A 15842-nucleotide genomic window follows, 5' to 3' on the forward strand; every position below is an offset into this window, starting at 1 on the left:
AAGTAGGTAGACAAAAATAAATAGAACTATGTTAAGTAAGTTAACAGATTCTGAAATTGGCTCGTAGTTAGGGCTTTAGCCCTACTTTCAGGTCTAAAGACCTTACTACAAACCTTTAATTATTTACGTTACTCTACTTACCGTAATTATTGTTAAACCTTCCACCAAAGCTTGAGAAATTAACATCCTATGAAACGGGTCTTTATGATGCCAAGGCAAACTACCCACATTCAAACAATGCTCTGCCGAAATATCCAAAACTTCAAACCGATTATCCCGAAGCACCGCCAACAAATCATCGGGTTGCTTCAACTTTCCTAACGAAGTTTTAATCGCTATTTCCCATATTGTTGCTGCGCTAACAAAACTATCATTGACTGGATTTCTAATAATTTCTCGCACATCTGCCGACAACTTTGGGTCATTTGCTAACCACCACAATAAAACATGGGTATCTAATAAAAACCCCATTAACCTTTTCCATAAAACATAGCGTTAATCTCCTGTATTGGCTATTAATACAGCTGATGGTGGGGTACAATTGTTAATTATCAGCCGTCCTAATCTGGGTGAAAAAGGCAATTAATGTCATATAAATTTTTCTGTTCACCTACTTAATTAAATTTTTCTAGTCTTTTAAAAATGTGTAGAATGATTACAGTTAGAACAGCGCCCATTAATCCTAATTGCCATAAACCACACCCAGCCGCAATTCCCAAAGCAGCGGATACCCAAATTGCAGCAGCAGAAGTTAATCCGTGAACTTCTGGAGATTTTGATGATTGGGAAGATTGACGCAAAATCTCCCCAGCGCCTAAAAACCCCACTCCAGCAGCGATACCTTGAACTACACGACTAATAGCATCAGCACTAAGTTGTGTTCCACCTGTTTGGATAGCAATCAGAGTAAACACAGATGAACCTAAACTGACTAACATATGGGTTCTTAAACCAGCCGGTTTATTTTTTAGTTGTCGTTCTAAGCCAATTATAGCCCCAATAAACAAGGCGAAACACAGACGAAAACCGATGTTTAGCCAGTCACTACTGGCAATATAGTAAGGGTTAATCAAGTTCTGTTGGTGGTAAATAGTTTGATAGGGAAATTTGTGAAATTAGTCATAAAATATGGGTGTATTGTCCATACTAATTGGTAATATAGTAACAAAAAGTATGTAATAAATATTATTTAATAAATTGAGTGGATAAACTCTATTGGCTTGACCAAATTAAACTACAAGACCGCCCCAAGGTTGGCGTTCAGGCGTTTTATTTAAGTAAGATTAAACAGCAGGGCTATCCTGTTCTGCCTGGTTTTGTGGTAGAAGCGGATGTTTTACGGCAATTCCTAGAAACTCTCAATAGTTCAGAGTCGTTAATTGCTGATTTACCCTATTCTTCTCTACATTTAGATGTACATAATTGGCGACAACTGCAACAGGTAGCCGGGCGCTTACGTCAGGAAATTATCTCAGCGACTGTGCCACCTCATTGGGTGAGGACAATTTTTCAAGCAGCCAGACAATGGCAAAGAAGCAGTTTAATTTTGCGTCCCAGTTTGGCAATATCAAATAACCAAGAAATGAAAAATGTATCTGGGTTATTAGAACCAGTATTTTGTCCTTGTGAAGAAGAGGAAATAGGTGAAGCTTTAAAGCTGCTTTGGAGTCAGTTATTCCGGGCGAGAAGTTTACTATATTGGCACAGTGCGGGGATTAGTTTGCCTAGCATTAATTTAGGGGTGTTAGTGCAACCAGTTGACAATGCGATCGCTTCTGGTGTAATCAATACTAAATCATCGGCATGGGATATTGAAGCTACTTGGGGTTTAGGACTAGCAATTACCAACGGTGAAGTATTACCAGATGTTTACTACATAGAACCAAAAACCGGCGCAGTCATAGAACGACAATTGGGTAATAAAATGTTGGCGTATCGTCTTAATCATGGTAATGCTTTTACAGATGAACAACTGCAACCAACATTAGATACTGATTTCTTACTAGCGTATGTTCTGGAAGAATCTCAACAACAAGAATATGCTTTGCCAGAGGAATTTTTGCAAGAATTAATTACTGTAGGCAATCAAATAGTCAGTGAATTAGGTGCAACTTTAACTATGAAATGGACAGTTGCCAAAGAATCTTTAGCCACAAAACTCTATATTACAGAAGTCACTGTTCCCCAATCTGTAAATAAGAGTGTGCAATTTATTCAAGGCGTTGGGGCAGCCAGAGGGAGAATTATTGCTAATGCCCATATTTTTAATTCATCACAAACAGCAATCCAAGTTCCTACAGGCGTAATTCTCATCGCCCCAATGATTACTCCTGATTGTTTACCCTTGCTACAAGGCGTTGCGGGGATTATTACAGAACAAGGGGGATTAACTAGTCATGGAGCGATTTTAGCCAGAGAGTTGGGTATTCCTGCGGTGGTGAGTGCCACTGGTGCAACAACTATTTTACAAGCAGGTGAAAAATTATTAATAGATGGTGATAAGGGAGAAGTATATCGGCTCACAGGTGATGAAGAAAATTTTCCTAGTGAGGAGATAGAAGGATTAATTAAAGAGGAAAAAATTGTCAATTATCAGCCAATCAATTTACCCATAATTGCGACTAAGTTACTCATAAATCTGAGTCAAGAACGATTAATTAAACAAGTAAAAGGTTTACCTGTGGATGGGGTGGGATTATTGCGTTCAGAATTAATGATGTTAAATATTCTGGAGAAAAAACATCCTCAAGAATGGTTGAAAGCCGGAAGAGAAGCGGAATTATTAGAGTTATTATCTAAGCAAATTATGCAGTTTGCCCGTGCTTTTTCACCCAGACCGATTTTTTATCGGTCTTTAGATTGGCTACCTCATGATTTGCCATCATTGAGTACAGATACCCCATTATCAAAGTCATCAATTATCAGCGATCGCGGTATTTTCAGCTATATACAAAATCCGGCGGTTTTTGAATTAGAATTACAAGCTTTAGCGATAGTTCAAGCATCTGGCTATAGAAATATTAATTTGCTATTACCTTTTGTCCGCAGTGTTGAAGAATTTGTATTTTGTCGTCACAAGGTTGAACAAGCTGGGTTAATGCAAATATCCCAGTTTCAATTATGGATGATGGCAGAAGTTCCTAGTGTATTATTTCTATTACCTGAATATATTAAAGCTGGTGTGATGGGTATTTCCATTGGCACAAATGATTTAACACAATTATTGTTAGGAATAGATCGAGAACAGGGAAAACCAGGAATAGGCTCGAAATATCTTGATGAAAGTCATCCAGCAGTGATGGGTGCAATATCTCAATTAATTAAAATGTCTCAAGCTGGGGGTATTTCCTGTTCTATCTGTGGTCAAGCTCCGGTGCTTTATCCAGAAATGATTGATAAATTAATAGAATGGGGGATTAGTTCTATTTCTGTAGAACCGGAAGCAGTGGAAAGGACTTATCAAGCGATCGCTCGTGCTGAACAAAGATTAATTTTAGCCGCAGCACGCAAGCAACTAGGAAATTTGTAAATTTTCTTTAATTCTATCATCAATAACATAAAAAACAACTATTATAGATAATATAGCAATCCCCATAGTTCATTGATTTTTATATAAATGTCATTCCCAAAATTTCAACAACATCTGACTAATTTAATAACGACAGCACAAACTATGCTGGCTTCATCTCGGACTGGTAAACCAGAAGAAAATACAAAAGATAGTCTGATTGTCCCTTTTCTGGATGCACTAGGTTATACAACAGAATATCGGACACTTGAAGGATCAATTCGCAGCTTAATTGGCACTACTACATGGGTAGATTATTTATTACGTAATGAAGTAGGAAAACATCCAAAATTGATGTTTGAAGCTAAAAGTTTATGGGACAAAAATATCTGGGAAACCAATACACAACAAGTTTTAGATTACCTGAGAAACTATAGTTTAGATATTGGTACACAAGAACCTGTACTGTGGATTATTTTATCTAATTTTCGGGAATGGCACATTTTAAGATTACAAGATAGAAAACCCTTTTGGTCATTTACACTTGAGCAGCTAAAAAATGATCCTGAACTAGTAAATAGAGTATATACTTGTTTAAGTCGTGAAAATTTATCTAGTAACCGTTTAGAAGCATTTTATAGTGAAAAAACTAGAGAAGAATTAGGAACAAAATTTCTAGCAGATTTAAAAATTTGGCGCGTAATTATTGCTAATGGCATTAAAAAATCCCAACCTAATTTAAGTTTAGAGAAAATTCGTGAAGCAGCGCAAATCATTTTAAATCGTTTTCTATTAATTAGACTTTTAGAGACATTTAGCCGAGAAATGCCCTTTAATTATCTGGGTAGAGTTTATTATAACTGGCAACAAACTTTTCCAAATTTGCCATTTATTGACCAACTTAGACAAGCATTTCGTAGTACATGGTTAGACTATAATACTGAGCTATTTCAACCTTCTTGGATTGATGAATTAACAATTGATGTTGAATATTTAGAATCAATTATTGTCATTAATGCAGTACCACAGGAAGGCATACTTTATACAATTACCGGAACATTAGCTAATTATCGTTCAATTTATAACTATGATTTTACCACCTTAACCCAGGATATATTAGGTACTGCTTATGAACAATTTTTAGCCCATCAATTAACTCTCGTTAGCGATGTTGTGCAAATTTTAGAAAATCAAAAAACTCGCAAAAAAGAAGGTATTTTTTATACTCCTAACTATATAGTTCGTCAAATTGTTTATCAAACTTTACAGCCCTTAGTACAACCTAAAATTGATCAAGCCATTCAATTCCTAGAAATTGGTGAATTACAACAAGCTTATTTAGTAGCAGCATCAGTTTTAGAAATTACAGTTCTTGATCCTGCTTGTGGTTCAGGTTCATTCTTATTAGGTGCATTTGATTATTTGTTAACAGAAATAAAACGTTATAACCAAGCTTGTCAAACAGCTAAAATTCCTGATAATTTTGATTTATTTACTCATGTATCAGTACAACCAATTATTAATCCTGAAGAACAAATTTTAGTCAAAATGCTGCATGGAGTAGATCGAGATCCCCAAGCAGTATTATTAGCAAAATTATCACTATGGACAAGATTATTACGTGCGCGTCCTGGAGAATATGGTAGACGCAATGGTTCTATCTATTCTCATTTACCAGCACTCACTTTAAATATTCGGGTTGGGGATAGTTTAATTCATAGTCCCGCTAATTTAGAACCTTTTTACCAACAATTAACAATAGTTGCAGATTTGGCTAATATTGCTAGAGATCCTAATCAAAGTGAAATAGAAAGAAATCAAGCAGTTAGTAATTTAGAAAATACAATTGTAACTATTAATCAACAAATTAATTCTGTTTTAACTGCGTTTTTTGCTAGTGATGAAAGTATCAATTCAGTAATTTACTTAATTAAAAACAGAGAAGCTGAAGTAGCAGAAATAGAAGCAATACGAGAATTTATCACAGAAGATATCAATTCTGAACAAACTTTAGAAAATTGGACATCTGCTGAATTAGCGAGAGTTAAATCTGAACTCATGAGTTTAGAAACAGCTAAAGAAGAGGTAATTATTAAACGTCCATTTAATTGGGAAGTTGAATTTTCCCATATTTTTGATCCTAGATTACCAAAGTCAGAACAAGGTTTTTCTGTCATCATTGGTAATCCTCCTTATTTTAATGTTGATTCAACATTTGGTAGAGGTGCATTAGAATTAAAATGGCTCAAATATGCTTATGTTGATATTTACACTGATAAAACAGATATTTTGTTTTATTTCTTCCGTCGAGGGTTTGAAATTTTAAAAGCAGATGGTTATTTAACTTTTATTATTTCTCGTGCTTTCATTCAAGGTGATAAATCTAGAAGTTTACGAGAATTTATCTGTAAAAATACGAAAATAGTCAATATTATTGATTTCTTAGGTCATCAAGTCTTTAAAGCGGGAATTGCTACTTGTATTATTGAATTTCAAAGAAAAAAACCTCAACCAGAAGATACTTTTACTACCTTTTATGTCCTGGATCTTGATATTGTCAAAAATACTTTTATGAGTGATGATTGTTCTTTACATTTAACCCAAGGTGTAACTCAGGTAAATATCACACAATCTGAATTAGATGATAATCGTTGGCAAATATCTCCATATAATGATATTTTTAATACAATTGATGAATCTGGTATCAAGTTAAGAGAAATAGATTGGGTACGTTATACAGAAGGTATTACTACAGGACGTGATTCTATTTTTGAAGGACAATTTAATACAAAATTTCCAGAGAATTACTACTTACAAAGAGTATCTATTTCTTCTATTAATTCCTATGGTTGTGAACCTCCAGAAACTCAAATTTTGTATTATACTCATCAAACTGAATGGGAAGAATTACCTAAAGCTATAAAAACATATTTACAAAAAAATAAGTTAGAATTAGAAAGTAGAGATGTTTATAGAAATAAAACCAGTAGTTATAAATGGTTTCATTTGCATCGGCCACGTCATGGTATGAGAGATGCAAAAATTTTATTTCCTCGTCGTGCAAGTTCTAATAAGTTTTTTGTTGATGAACAGGGAATTTGCGGGTTTAAAAGTGATGTAGCTGCTTATATAAAATGTGGAAATATTGATGTTAATATCCTTTACTATATCTGTGCTTTACTCAATTCTCAAGTTTTAGAATTCCGCTATCGTGCATTAGGTGGAATTGGAAAACTCACAGGTAAAGGAATGTTTGAATATTTTGAAAATCAAGTTGGTGATTTACCAATTCCTCAGTTGAATGAAGAAAATCATGATGACTATCAAGAGTTACTTAAATTAAGTCGTGAAGCGCATGAAATTTGGCAAAGTCGCTATCAAATTATCACAATTTATGAATCTAAAGCTGCAAAAATTCCTAGTAAAGAAGTATTATTAACTGAATATCATAAATTATCTAGTGATTATGCTGTTGATATTGAATGGGAAAGTTCTCATGCTAATGAAGAAGGACATTTACTGGAATTGAAAATTGAACCCACTGCAAATGGATATATTATTTGGGGAGAGGTAACTGATGATGAAGATTGGAAAGAAGGTGATCGAAAATGGATAGAAATAGCTAATGTGAATATTCGTAACCCCTATTTACGGAGATATATATTAGCAAGATTGATTTATTTAACTGAATTTGATTCATCTTTCCGTCGTAAACAAAAATTATCGCGGGAAATAGGAAACTTAGTTAATATTACTTTTGATGTTTTAAAAGTTAATAAATATGACGAAGATAGATTTAGTAATCTTCGTACTTTAGAAATTATTGAACAAAGAGTTCAGCAAGAAGTAGGTAGATCAGATTTAGAAACAGTTTTACTTAGGCAAATAGAAATTAAAAATCAAATTGACAAAAAAGCTTACCGGATGTATAACGTAGAGGAATATGTAGATATTATTGAACAAGCTTTAAAAGTTGTGTTGTAATTTCAATTCCTAGTAACTGCTAATAATATCCCCGACTTCTTCAAGAAGTCAGGGATCTGACGCTGAAAATTAATATCGGCAAATAGCCGCCACTTTGACTCCACGAGGCATTGCTTCTGGCTCCAGACTATATACTCTACCACCATTTAACATGGTGTGAATCACGGCAAAATCTAACATATCTTCATCCTCTGGCGTTGGTTCTGGATGTAACTCAACTGTAGCAGTTGGTAAATCAAATTTACCCCATATATATTCTTTTTCAGGCACAAATAAAGTATCAACTCTTTGATAATATGCAGCGGGAACAATTGTTTTGATATCATTGGCAATTTTATTACTTTCTTCCCCAGCTAGTTGCAGATAAACAGCCATTAGATCCTCATATTCTCGTTGAAATAAAGGAGCAACAATTTCCCAAGCTGCCTGATTTAATTCTTGGGTTTTGAGAAGTTCTACATTACCAGTAATACCTGTTTCTAAAAAATGTGGATAGGTGTTAGCCTTTTGGTAAATTGGTAATAAATAATCTACTCCTGCTAATATTAAAGGTGCTTTTTCATCTCGTAAAGTTTCATGTAATGCAGTATCAACAGCATAACAAAAATTTAAAATCTCTCGCTCATGTTTTTCCCGATCTGAACTACCCTGTCCATGGACAGAACCCGGTTTTTGAGCGGCATAACTTACACTTCTAGGAGTACCGACTCTGTGCTGTACACCTTTTTGAAATTCATCCTCTAGAAGTGTTTCCGCCAGATTTTGAGGCATATTTTCTACTGCTATCTCCTCGAGTTTGTAGCGCGTTCCTGAGTAAAATTTGACATGATTTTGACTCAAGGCTAGAATATAGAATTTTCCATCATTATTAATCAAATTTAGTAAGGGTTTAATGTGGAAATTTTTGCCCACAACCACTAATTGGGGACAAGAAATTGGTAGACAATAGTAACGAAATAGATTGGGGGAACTAAAAATTACCAATCCTTGATTCTGAATTTCCCAAAAATCAGTATTGTCTAATTCCATTGCTGGTTTGAGCAAATTTACAGTTTCAGCATGGCGTAACCCCATTTCATCTAAGCGATTTTCAGCTTCTCGAATTAAATTTTTAAACCGAATTGGATTTTGTCGTGTTTCTCCGCCTAGTTTTTCCATAGGTAGATAGAGAGAAACGCATGGATACTCAGGATTTTGGACTAGATTTTTGAGTTCATCAAGAGAAAATATAGTCATAGATTTTATCCCCGTTGAGGATAATGATAGAATCTAGATTCAATTCAACTCTTGATGTGGAAATTCTGCATCTTTCTTTTGACAAGAAATTACCCGCTTCCTATTCCTTTTTATAGATGTGAACATTGCAAGAGTCAGATCCCCGACTTCTCTAAGAAGTCGGGGATTTTATATTCAAGTGGGGTACAACAAGAAATAAGTAACCGCAGATGGAAGAAGATGGACGCAGATAAACGCAGATAAATTTGTACTTCATCAAAATTTGTAATTCCCATCCTCTGAAAAAAGAATTATTGCTGTTTGAGAATACTGGGAATTGTGGCTAGGATGCGTGTGGCAATTTCTTCTGGTGTTTCGGTCGCGTTAATAGTAATATGTAAATCAGCTTGGGAGTACATTGGCTGACGTTGTTCCAAAAGCGATCGCAATTTACTTTCCATATCAGCATCTTGTAAAAGTGGTCTAGTATCGTCTGCCGCCAATCGCTGTAAGATGATTTGTATTGGTGCATCCAACCAAATTATCAAACCATGATGGAGGTAACTCCAATTCTGTTGCTGCATGACAATACCTCCACCAGTAGCCACAACCAATTTAGTATAGGCACAAACTTGAGCTAAGACATCACTCTCTAGTTGACGAAACTCTGCTTCACCATTTTCGGCAAATATTTCGTTAATAGATTTACCCGCGGCTTTAACTATGATTTCATCTGTATCAACAAATCTATAACCAATTTCCTCGGCGATTAATTTTCCTACCGTTGTTTTCCCAACTCCCATCATCCCAATTAAGTAGAGGTTAACTCCTTTTAAGATATCAATCACAATTATTTTTCTCCTGTCAAATTATTATTTATTATTTAAGCTTAAATTAGCTAGGACTTAGGCAAGTGTCACACAAAAAATCTGTTGTAGGGTGCGTCAGATATCAATAATCTGTTTATTTGCAGGATTTATACCGTCTGACGCACCTTACCAATGTGCCGGTTGCGTAAGTCCTGTTAGGGTTTTTGTGGTTTATTTTCCTCATCATCCTCAAAATCATCATCTTCAAAAAAATCCCAGTCATCATCATCTGTTACTTGATTTTTCCCTGATTCTTGATAAGGGGGGATAATAACTCGATAATCAGCATCATAAACTGATTCAGTTTTACCTACAGCAGTATTTTTCGGTGATTGAGAACTATAGGAATAAACAGAACTAGGGCGAGAATTAGAACTTTGTGGACTAGCAGAAGTTTTTTGTTCTGGTTGTGAATCTTCTCCGTCATTCCAATCATCTTGATCCCGATTTGTGTCCCAATCGTCAAATTCATCATCAGCTTGATTAACTGGGGGTGACGGACTTTTAGGCGGAGGCGGATTTTGTCTGACACGGGGTGAAGTCGAAACTGATTTGGGGATAGGTTGTTGTGCTTGTAAATTTAAATCAGTGGCGAATTTTAATAATTTAGTAATTATTAAAGATGTAAAAATACCAGCAGTTATGCTCAATAAAATCCACAATGCTAATGGTAATGCCTGACTTCGCATTCCCAAAAATACTAGTGGCAGTGAGGGCGACAAATTTTGAACTAATATTATTATTAGTCCTAGCATTGCCGTCACTAAGATAATTAAGCGAATTGCAGCCATAACGAATTTAAAATTACAGCAAAATTTGAGAATACACCAGAAGAAAACAGATGAAAATAGCTATTGTCACAAACAAGTTAAATAGAATTAAAAATTAAAAATTTAGTGATTCCGTTTTTAATTTTTAATTGTCAATTTTTAATTGCTATATAAGTAGGTAGGCGAAAATAAATAGAACTATGTTAAGTAAGTTAACAGATTCTGAAATTGGCTCTTAGCAAGGGTTTTAGCCCTACTTTCAGGTCTAAAGACTTTACTACAAACCTTTAATTATTTACGTTACTCTACTTAGGGTTTGCTGAAAAAGTTGTCTGTGATAGCGCAGCGTGACGTAAGTCATGGGCTAGGAGTCAGGAGGAAGAATTAGAAGAAGAGAAGAATAGTATTAAATCTGGTAAAGTGATAGGTTTTTGCTAATTTCCACCCTTATTCCTTGCACTTATTTCACCTTTTTTACCTTCAAACTCTTGATATATCTCAGTTCTAGGTTTATTCCGCAGCCCCTATATAGCGGTATGCACTTGAATGAGATACAGAATCTACAGTAAAAGCCTTATGGTAAGAGATTCTTACCTCCTGACTCCTGACTTCTGACTCCTGACTCCTGCTATAGATGACCTTGCCAGCGCTGAATTGATACACAGTCAATATCTAGTTGATCTAGGGCGCGAGCAACCACAAAATCAACTAAATCCTCAATGGTTTGAGGGTTGTGATACCAAGCAGGAATAGCGGGGACAATCCTCACGCCAGTTTCCGCTAAGGTCGTTAAGTTCCGCAGGTGAATTAAGCTAAAAGGAGTTTCTCTGGGGACAATTACCAGTTTACGTCCTTCTTTAATTTGGACATCTGCGGCTCGTTCTAGTAAATCCGAACTAAGTCCCCCAGCCAGTTTGGCAACTGTACTCATACTACAAGGCATAATGATCATCCCCAAAGTTCGGAAAGAACCGCTGGCAATACCAGCACCAACATCACTCCAAGGATGACACCGAAGTTTCCCCTGTTCGGGAACTCCGGCTTGTTGTCGCCAAAATTGCTCTTGTTTATCTGGCTCTGCTGGCATTCGGATTTCCTGTTCTGCTTGCCAAACTATGTAAGTTGATTTAGAGGCTACCAGTTCAATCTGATATTCCGCTGCTAAGAGAAATTTGAGGGCGCGAACAGCGTAAATCAGACCGGATGCACCTGTTACGCCCAGGATTAAAGGTTTTGTGTTATTGGTCATTAGTCATTGGTCATTGGTCGTTGGTGATTGGTGATTGGTGATTGGTTATTGATTCACAGCAAAGAACAACTGACAACTGACTATTCCTCATCATAGGGTTCTTGATCAAAAGGGTCAGTTTTATTGGGTGAATAAATGTCTCCCGTATCGTCATCTTCATTGTTACCATTTGCGCCCATACTTTTGGGTAAACCATCAGCGCCAACGGTGACAAGATCAATTTGTTGACGGTAGTAATCAACACTTTTGACTTGTACCATACAGCTATCACCTAATCGGTAGGAAGCTCGATTTTTCCGCCCAAATAAAGCCTGTTGTCTGGCTCGATATTCATACCAATCGTCTTTGAGGGAACTGACGTGAACTAGTCCTTCTACCCGTAAGGTATTAGCGAGATTGGTTTCTGTGGACGATTCTACTGGGACTTCAATTTCCACAAAGAAACCGTAGGATTGAACACCGGTGATCACCCCTGGAAATACTTCGCCAATGCGTTGTTTCATTAAGGAAGCTTTTTGCAGTCCGGCTAAATCGGCTTCAGCTTCTTGCACTTCTTTTTCACGGTCATTAATTTGCACAATGACTCTGGTTAAGTCACTTTGGATTTCTTGGTGCAGTTCTGGGGGGAGAACGTTCCAATTGATTTCTTCGTGACAATTGGAATGGCGCAGGTTAATCCGATCCTTGACGCGGGTATTCCGGCGATCGCGCCCATGTTCTATTAAGTGATGATACACCCGTTGCAAGAGGATGTCTGGATAACGACGTAAGGGGGCGGTAATGTGGACATATTGGGATAAAGCCAGTCCAAAATGAGAACCTTTGGTGGTGCTGTAGACAGACGGCTTGAGGGTGTCTTGTAATAAATAGGTGAGAACTTGTTCCGAGGGGGAATCGGCAAAAGCACCGGTCAAGTGTTGATAATCTAGGGGTTGGATTTCTAATTCTGGATCTAGTCCCAATTCCACACCTAAATTAACAGCTAGTTTGAGCATTTCCTGAACATCTTCGGGATCAGGTGTGCCTTGAACTCGCCATAAACTAGGAATCCCCAAGGCGCTGAGGTGATCAGCCATGAGTTGATTTACTAATATTACCAACTCTGTAATCAGCGATCGCCCAGGTAAGTCATTCAAGACGACAGATCCCATTGATCCCTCATCATAATAGGGGTTATGACTAGGGGGGAGATTCAACTGTAAACTACCGCGCTGTAAGCGTACCTGTTTAATAGCTTTAGCTAACGTCTGCAAATCTGCTAATTTTTCCTGGACGACGGCCGCTACTTTGCTGCTTTCACCGGCGAGGATGCTTTCTGTCTCCCTTTGACTGACAGCTACATCTACATTCATCACACTCGGTTGAATTTCCCACTCCTCCACTTGTCCCGATTCAGGGTTAATGGTGATGATCAAAGAAAGAGCCAAGCGATCGCTCCCAGGCACTAAAGAACACCGTTCTGTCACCGCTGCTGGTAACATCGGCAATAATAACTCTCCTAGATAAACTGACTTACCACGTTTGAGTGCTTCCCTGTCCAAAGCTTCATCCGCTTGAATATAGTGGGAAACATCCGTAATGTGAAAAATTAATCGCCAATTGTCAGCGCTAATTTTTTCGACACTAAAGGCATTTTCTACCACCGACTCATCACCGTTGGTACTCTTAATAGTGAAGGTAAAAACATCACGTAAATCCAGGCGATTTTTCAGGTCTGCTTTCAGGAGTCTCTTGGGTAATTTCGCCGCCGCATCGAGGATCGAATCGGGAAAAGTTCGGGATAAATCATGTTTACAAGTGACTAAATCTATATCCGCTGCCGCTTCAGCATCACTACCCAGAATTTGCACAACTCTACCCAAAGGAGGATATTGTGCCAAGGGATAGCGGAGGATTTCTACGTGAGCCAAATGGTCAATAGCTTCCTCTAGCTTCATGTTGTTGAGTTGTAGTTTCAATTCAAACAGCAATCTGTCATCCAAAGGAACAGCCCGAAACCCTTCCTCTACCTGCTTAATTCTGGCGAGTAAAGTATGATTAGACCGCTCCATAATCAACTTCACCTCACCTTCAGGCGATCGCCGCCGGCTACCTTCCTTGAGGACTCTCACTAAAACGCGATCGCCATTCCATGCATTACTCAAATGACTTTCGCGGATGTAAATATCCTCTGAGCCTTCGCTATCTTGAATCGCAAAACAAAAGCCCTTACTAGAGCAACGTAGTTTCGCCTCAATTAAGCCCTCTTCGGTAACGCGGCGATATTTCCCCCGTTCCTTCACCAAAAGCCCAATTTTTTCTAACACATCCAAAGTAATTTGGAGTTTTTCTAGACTTTCTTCATCCTCACAACCCAGTTTCTTTTCTAGGACTTTACGAGCCACCAATTTATCATCTGTAAAATTGGCAAGAAGTGTAGCGATTGAAAATTCCATGCAGTGAACCGACCTTTGGTCAAAACATCATTTGTTGTCGAATCTGGCCTTTACTGTATCCCCTCACGGTTTACAGACACTTGCTGCTGTACGAATTTCGCCCTTGGGTAGTGTTTCGTCTTCAAGGCAAGTCCGCTCATAGCGCGGCGTGGCATTAGCCACAGTCATTGTCAGCGGAAGCCCCTGCGTTGACTTCTCACTGCACGACAATCTCAGAGTTTGCTTGCGTGACCCTTGACTTGATCTAAACAATCTTCACCATGCACTCCTGATACTCAATAATTAAACACTAAGTAATTAGATAATGGATGAGTGAGAGACTTGGTTTGGAGAACTCTCTATCCCATCCACAAGCTACAAACTGGCTTAACCACAGGTGTTCGATAGTTTAGATATAAGGTAATTTCACGCCATCAGCATCTGATAACATAACGTGGCATTAGCCATGTCTTCACCAGCAGAAACCGCTGAAAACCCAATTCTCCCTTATGTAGAATCGGTAACAATCAGGTAAGCAGTAAAACACAGGCAACGAGGGCAAACCTTATCTTGATCATAAGGATAGTAGATTTAGAGCGCACTTCTTTAAAAATACTTCTAGATATCTAATTGGGTAATTAGTATAGCATTTAAAGATAGACAACAATTTGTGCTGAACAACTGCTAGTATCAGAACATATTTAAAATTGTGAGTGCTTAGTTCTCAGTAAAACTTTATATTGAAATATAGGGTTTTGTCTAGGGGATTGGTAATTGGTAATTGGTAATTGGTAATGGAGAAAAATTCTTGACTCATTCCCTGTTCCCTAATTAAGAACCGACGTTATTAGGAAAATTTAGATAAAAATGGTTGAAAGCATTATGTTGGCACAATTCCAGAACTTGTACCCCAACGGCAGTATTATCTCAGAACTAATAGAAATTTTTCAAGGGAAATATATCGTCCGTGTTAGTATACAACTCGAAGGCATCACCCGGGCAACAGGTATGGCAGGAGCAGAAACAGTGGAAGCAGCAGAAGACCAAGCCAGAGATAGAGCATTCACAGTTTTAGGCATCACAAACCTCCCAGTAGAAGCCACAAAATCAGCTTCACCATCAGTGACTCCACCACTCATCAAACCTACTTTACAGGAATCAAAACCTCTTCCTCCAGTCAGCCACACCACCACACCAACATCTACACCGCCCTTTCTAGAAGAGCAAATTAATCCTCAAATTACAAAACCAGAAATATTCCCCCATCCAGAACCAGAATATCCACCCTTAGCAGAAGTCCCTCCCAGCAATGTGACACCGTTCACCCCTCGGAGTTACACTGCTTACGAAGACGCTAGTGTCCAGTCAGCCATTGGTAAAAACAAAAGACGCAACGAACCAGTTAACTTATCTGATGTTATTGCTCAAACAGACGTGGAAATCGAGCGCTTAGGCTGGACACCAGAACAAGGAAAAGATTACCTAGTCAAAACCTACAGTAAACGAGGACGTTCGCTCCTGAGTGAAGAAGAACTCCGAAATTTTCTCACTTATCTCAAATCCCAACCAGACCCCATTGCGGGATTTTAAATTAAGTAGGGTTTGCTGAAAACGTTAACTATAAAAATTATTTTAACTTTAACTTTAACAGCGATCGCCGTCACCACAACCACTATCCGCTTAATACTCGTAAACTTGGTGACGTACTCCACACACTCCCTTTCAGGTGAGTGTGGGCTTCTCAGTGACTCCTCTATGAGGACATTAACTGAGCTTTAAGACCGTGCGCCCCACGGTTCTTTGGTTTTGAGATTTGTTTTTTGTTTTGTAGGC

11 protein-coding genes are annotated in these 15842 nt (G+C 37.7%); 3 read left to right on the plus strand and 8 right to left on the minus strand.

Annotated features, from left to right (window positions below; all coding sequences use genetic code 11):
• Positions 1-123: 123 nt before the first annotated feature.
• Positions 124-471 carry a type II toxin-antitoxin system VapC family toxin gene (locus PN471_RS08275; protein WP_271776429.1) on the minus strand — a complete coding sequence of 116 codons (348 nt, stop codon included), beginning with the start codon at positions 469-471 and terminating at the stop codon, positions 124-126.
• Between the two features lie 143 nt (positions 472-614).
• The gene (locus PN471_RS08280) at positions 615-1073 is read right to left on the minus strand and encodes an MgtC/SapB family protein (RefSeq protein WP_271776430.1); all 459 of its coding nucleotides are present in this window, start codon (positions 1071-1073) and stop codon (positions 615-617) included.
• A 128-nt stretch (positions 1074-1201) separates the two neighbouring features.
• Between PN471_RS08280 and PN471_RS08285 the strand changes: the two genes are divergently transcribed.
• Positions 1202-3529 (plus strand): putative PEP-binding protein, encoded by a 2328-nt coding sequence (locus tag PN471_RS08285; RefSeq protein ID WP_271776431.1) that lies wholly within the window; start codon positions 1202-1204, stop codon positions 3527-3529.
• A gap of 144 nt (positions 3530-3673) precedes the next feature.
• Positions 3674-7492, plus strand: a complete 3819-nt coding sequence (locus PN471_RS08290; protein ID WP_271776432.1) for an Eco57I restriction-modification methylase domain-containing protein — start codon at positions 3674-3676, stop codon at positions 7490-7492.
• Positions 7493-7561: 69 nt separating this feature from the next.
• On the opposite strand, the gene PN471_RS08295 is transcribed toward PN471_RS08290, so the two are convergent.
• The 5 genes from PN471_RS08295 to PN471_RS08315 form a co-directional block, all read right to left on the minus strand.
• Positions 7562-8728: a baeRF7 domain-containing protein gene (locus PN471_RS08295; protein ID WP_271776433.1), complete on the minus strand. Its 1167-nt coding sequence runs from the start codon at positions 8726-8728 to the stop codon at positions 7562-7564.
• A 290-nt stretch (positions 8729-9018) separates the two neighbouring features.
• Entirely contained in the window at positions 9019-9555 is a 537-nt protein-coding gene (locus tag PN471_RS08300; protein WP_271776434.1) for a shikimate kinase, read from the minus strand.
• A gap of 176 nt (positions 9556-9731) precedes the next feature.
• Positions 9732-10367 (minus strand): LapA family protein, encoded by a 636-nt coding sequence (locus PN471_RS08305; RefSeq protein ID WP_193893558.1) that lies wholly within the window; start codon positions 10365-10367, stop codon positions 9732-9734.
• A gap of 607 nt (positions 10368-10974) precedes the next feature.
• The gene (locus tag PN471_RS08310) at positions 10975-11595 is read right to left on the minus strand and encodes a flavin prenyltransferase UbiX (protein ID WP_193893561.1); all 621 of its coding nucleotides are present in this window, start codon (positions 11593-11595) and stop codon (positions 10975-10977) included.
• Positions 11596-11675: 80 nt separating this feature from the next.
• Entirely contained in the window at positions 11676-14030 is a 2355-nt protein-coding gene (locus tag PN471_RS08315) for a ribonuclease R family protein (protein WP_271776435.1), read from the minus strand.
• 861 nt (positions 14031-14891) lie between these two features.
• Here PN471_RS08315 and PN471_RS08320 point away from each other — a divergent pair.
• Positions 14892-15599, plus strand: a complete 708-nt coding sequence (locus PN471_RS08320) for a hypothetical protein (RefSeq protein ID WP_271776437.1) — start codon at positions 14892-14894, stop codon at positions 15597-15599.
• On the opposite strand, the gene PN471_RS08325 is transcribed toward PN471_RS08320, so the two are convergent.
• Positions 15596-15721 (minus strand): hypothetical protein, encoded by a 126-nt coding sequence (locus tag PN471_RS08325; RefSeq protein ID WP_271776436.1) that lies wholly within the window; start codon positions 15719-15721, stop codon positions 15596-15598. The genes PN471_RS08320 and PN471_RS08325 overlap by 4 nt on opposite strands.
• Between the last annotated feature and the right edge of the window lie 121 nt (positions 15722-15842).

This window comes from Aphanizomenon sp. CS-733/32 (assembly GCF_028330045.1).
GTDB classification, from domain to species: Bacteria; Cyanobacteriota; Cyanobacteriia; order Cyanobacteriales; family Nostocaceae; genus Dolichospermum; species Dolichospermum gracile.

Coding starts and splice junctions, on each gene's coding strand:
- PN471_RS08275 (WP_271776429.1), bottom strand. CDS start 471: ATGGGGTTTTTATTAGATACCCATGTTTTATTGTGGTGGTTAGCAAAT.
- PN471_RS08290 (WP_271776432.1), top strand. CDS start 3,674: ATGCTGGCTTCATCTCGGACTGGTAAACCAGAAGAAAATACAAAAGAT.
- PN471_RS08295 (WP_271776433.1), bottom strand. CDS start 8,728: ATGACTATATTTTCTCTTGATGAACTCAAAAATCTAGTCCAAAATCCT.
- PN471_RS08305 (WP_193893558.1), bottom strand. CDS start 10,367: ATGGCTGCAATTCGCTTAATTATCTTAGTGACGGCAATGCTAGGACTA.
- PN471_RS08310 (WP_193893561.1), bottom strand. CDS start 11,595: ATGACCAATAACACAAAACCTTTAATCCTGGGCGTAACAGGTGCATCC.
- PN471_RS08315 (WP_271776435.1), bottom strand. CDS start 14,030: ATGGAATTTTCAATCGCTACACTTCTTGCCAATTTTACAGATGATAAA.
- PN471_RS08320 (WP_271776437.1), top strand. CDS start 14,892: ATGTTGGCACAATTCCAGAACTTGTACCCCAACGGCAGTATTATCTCA.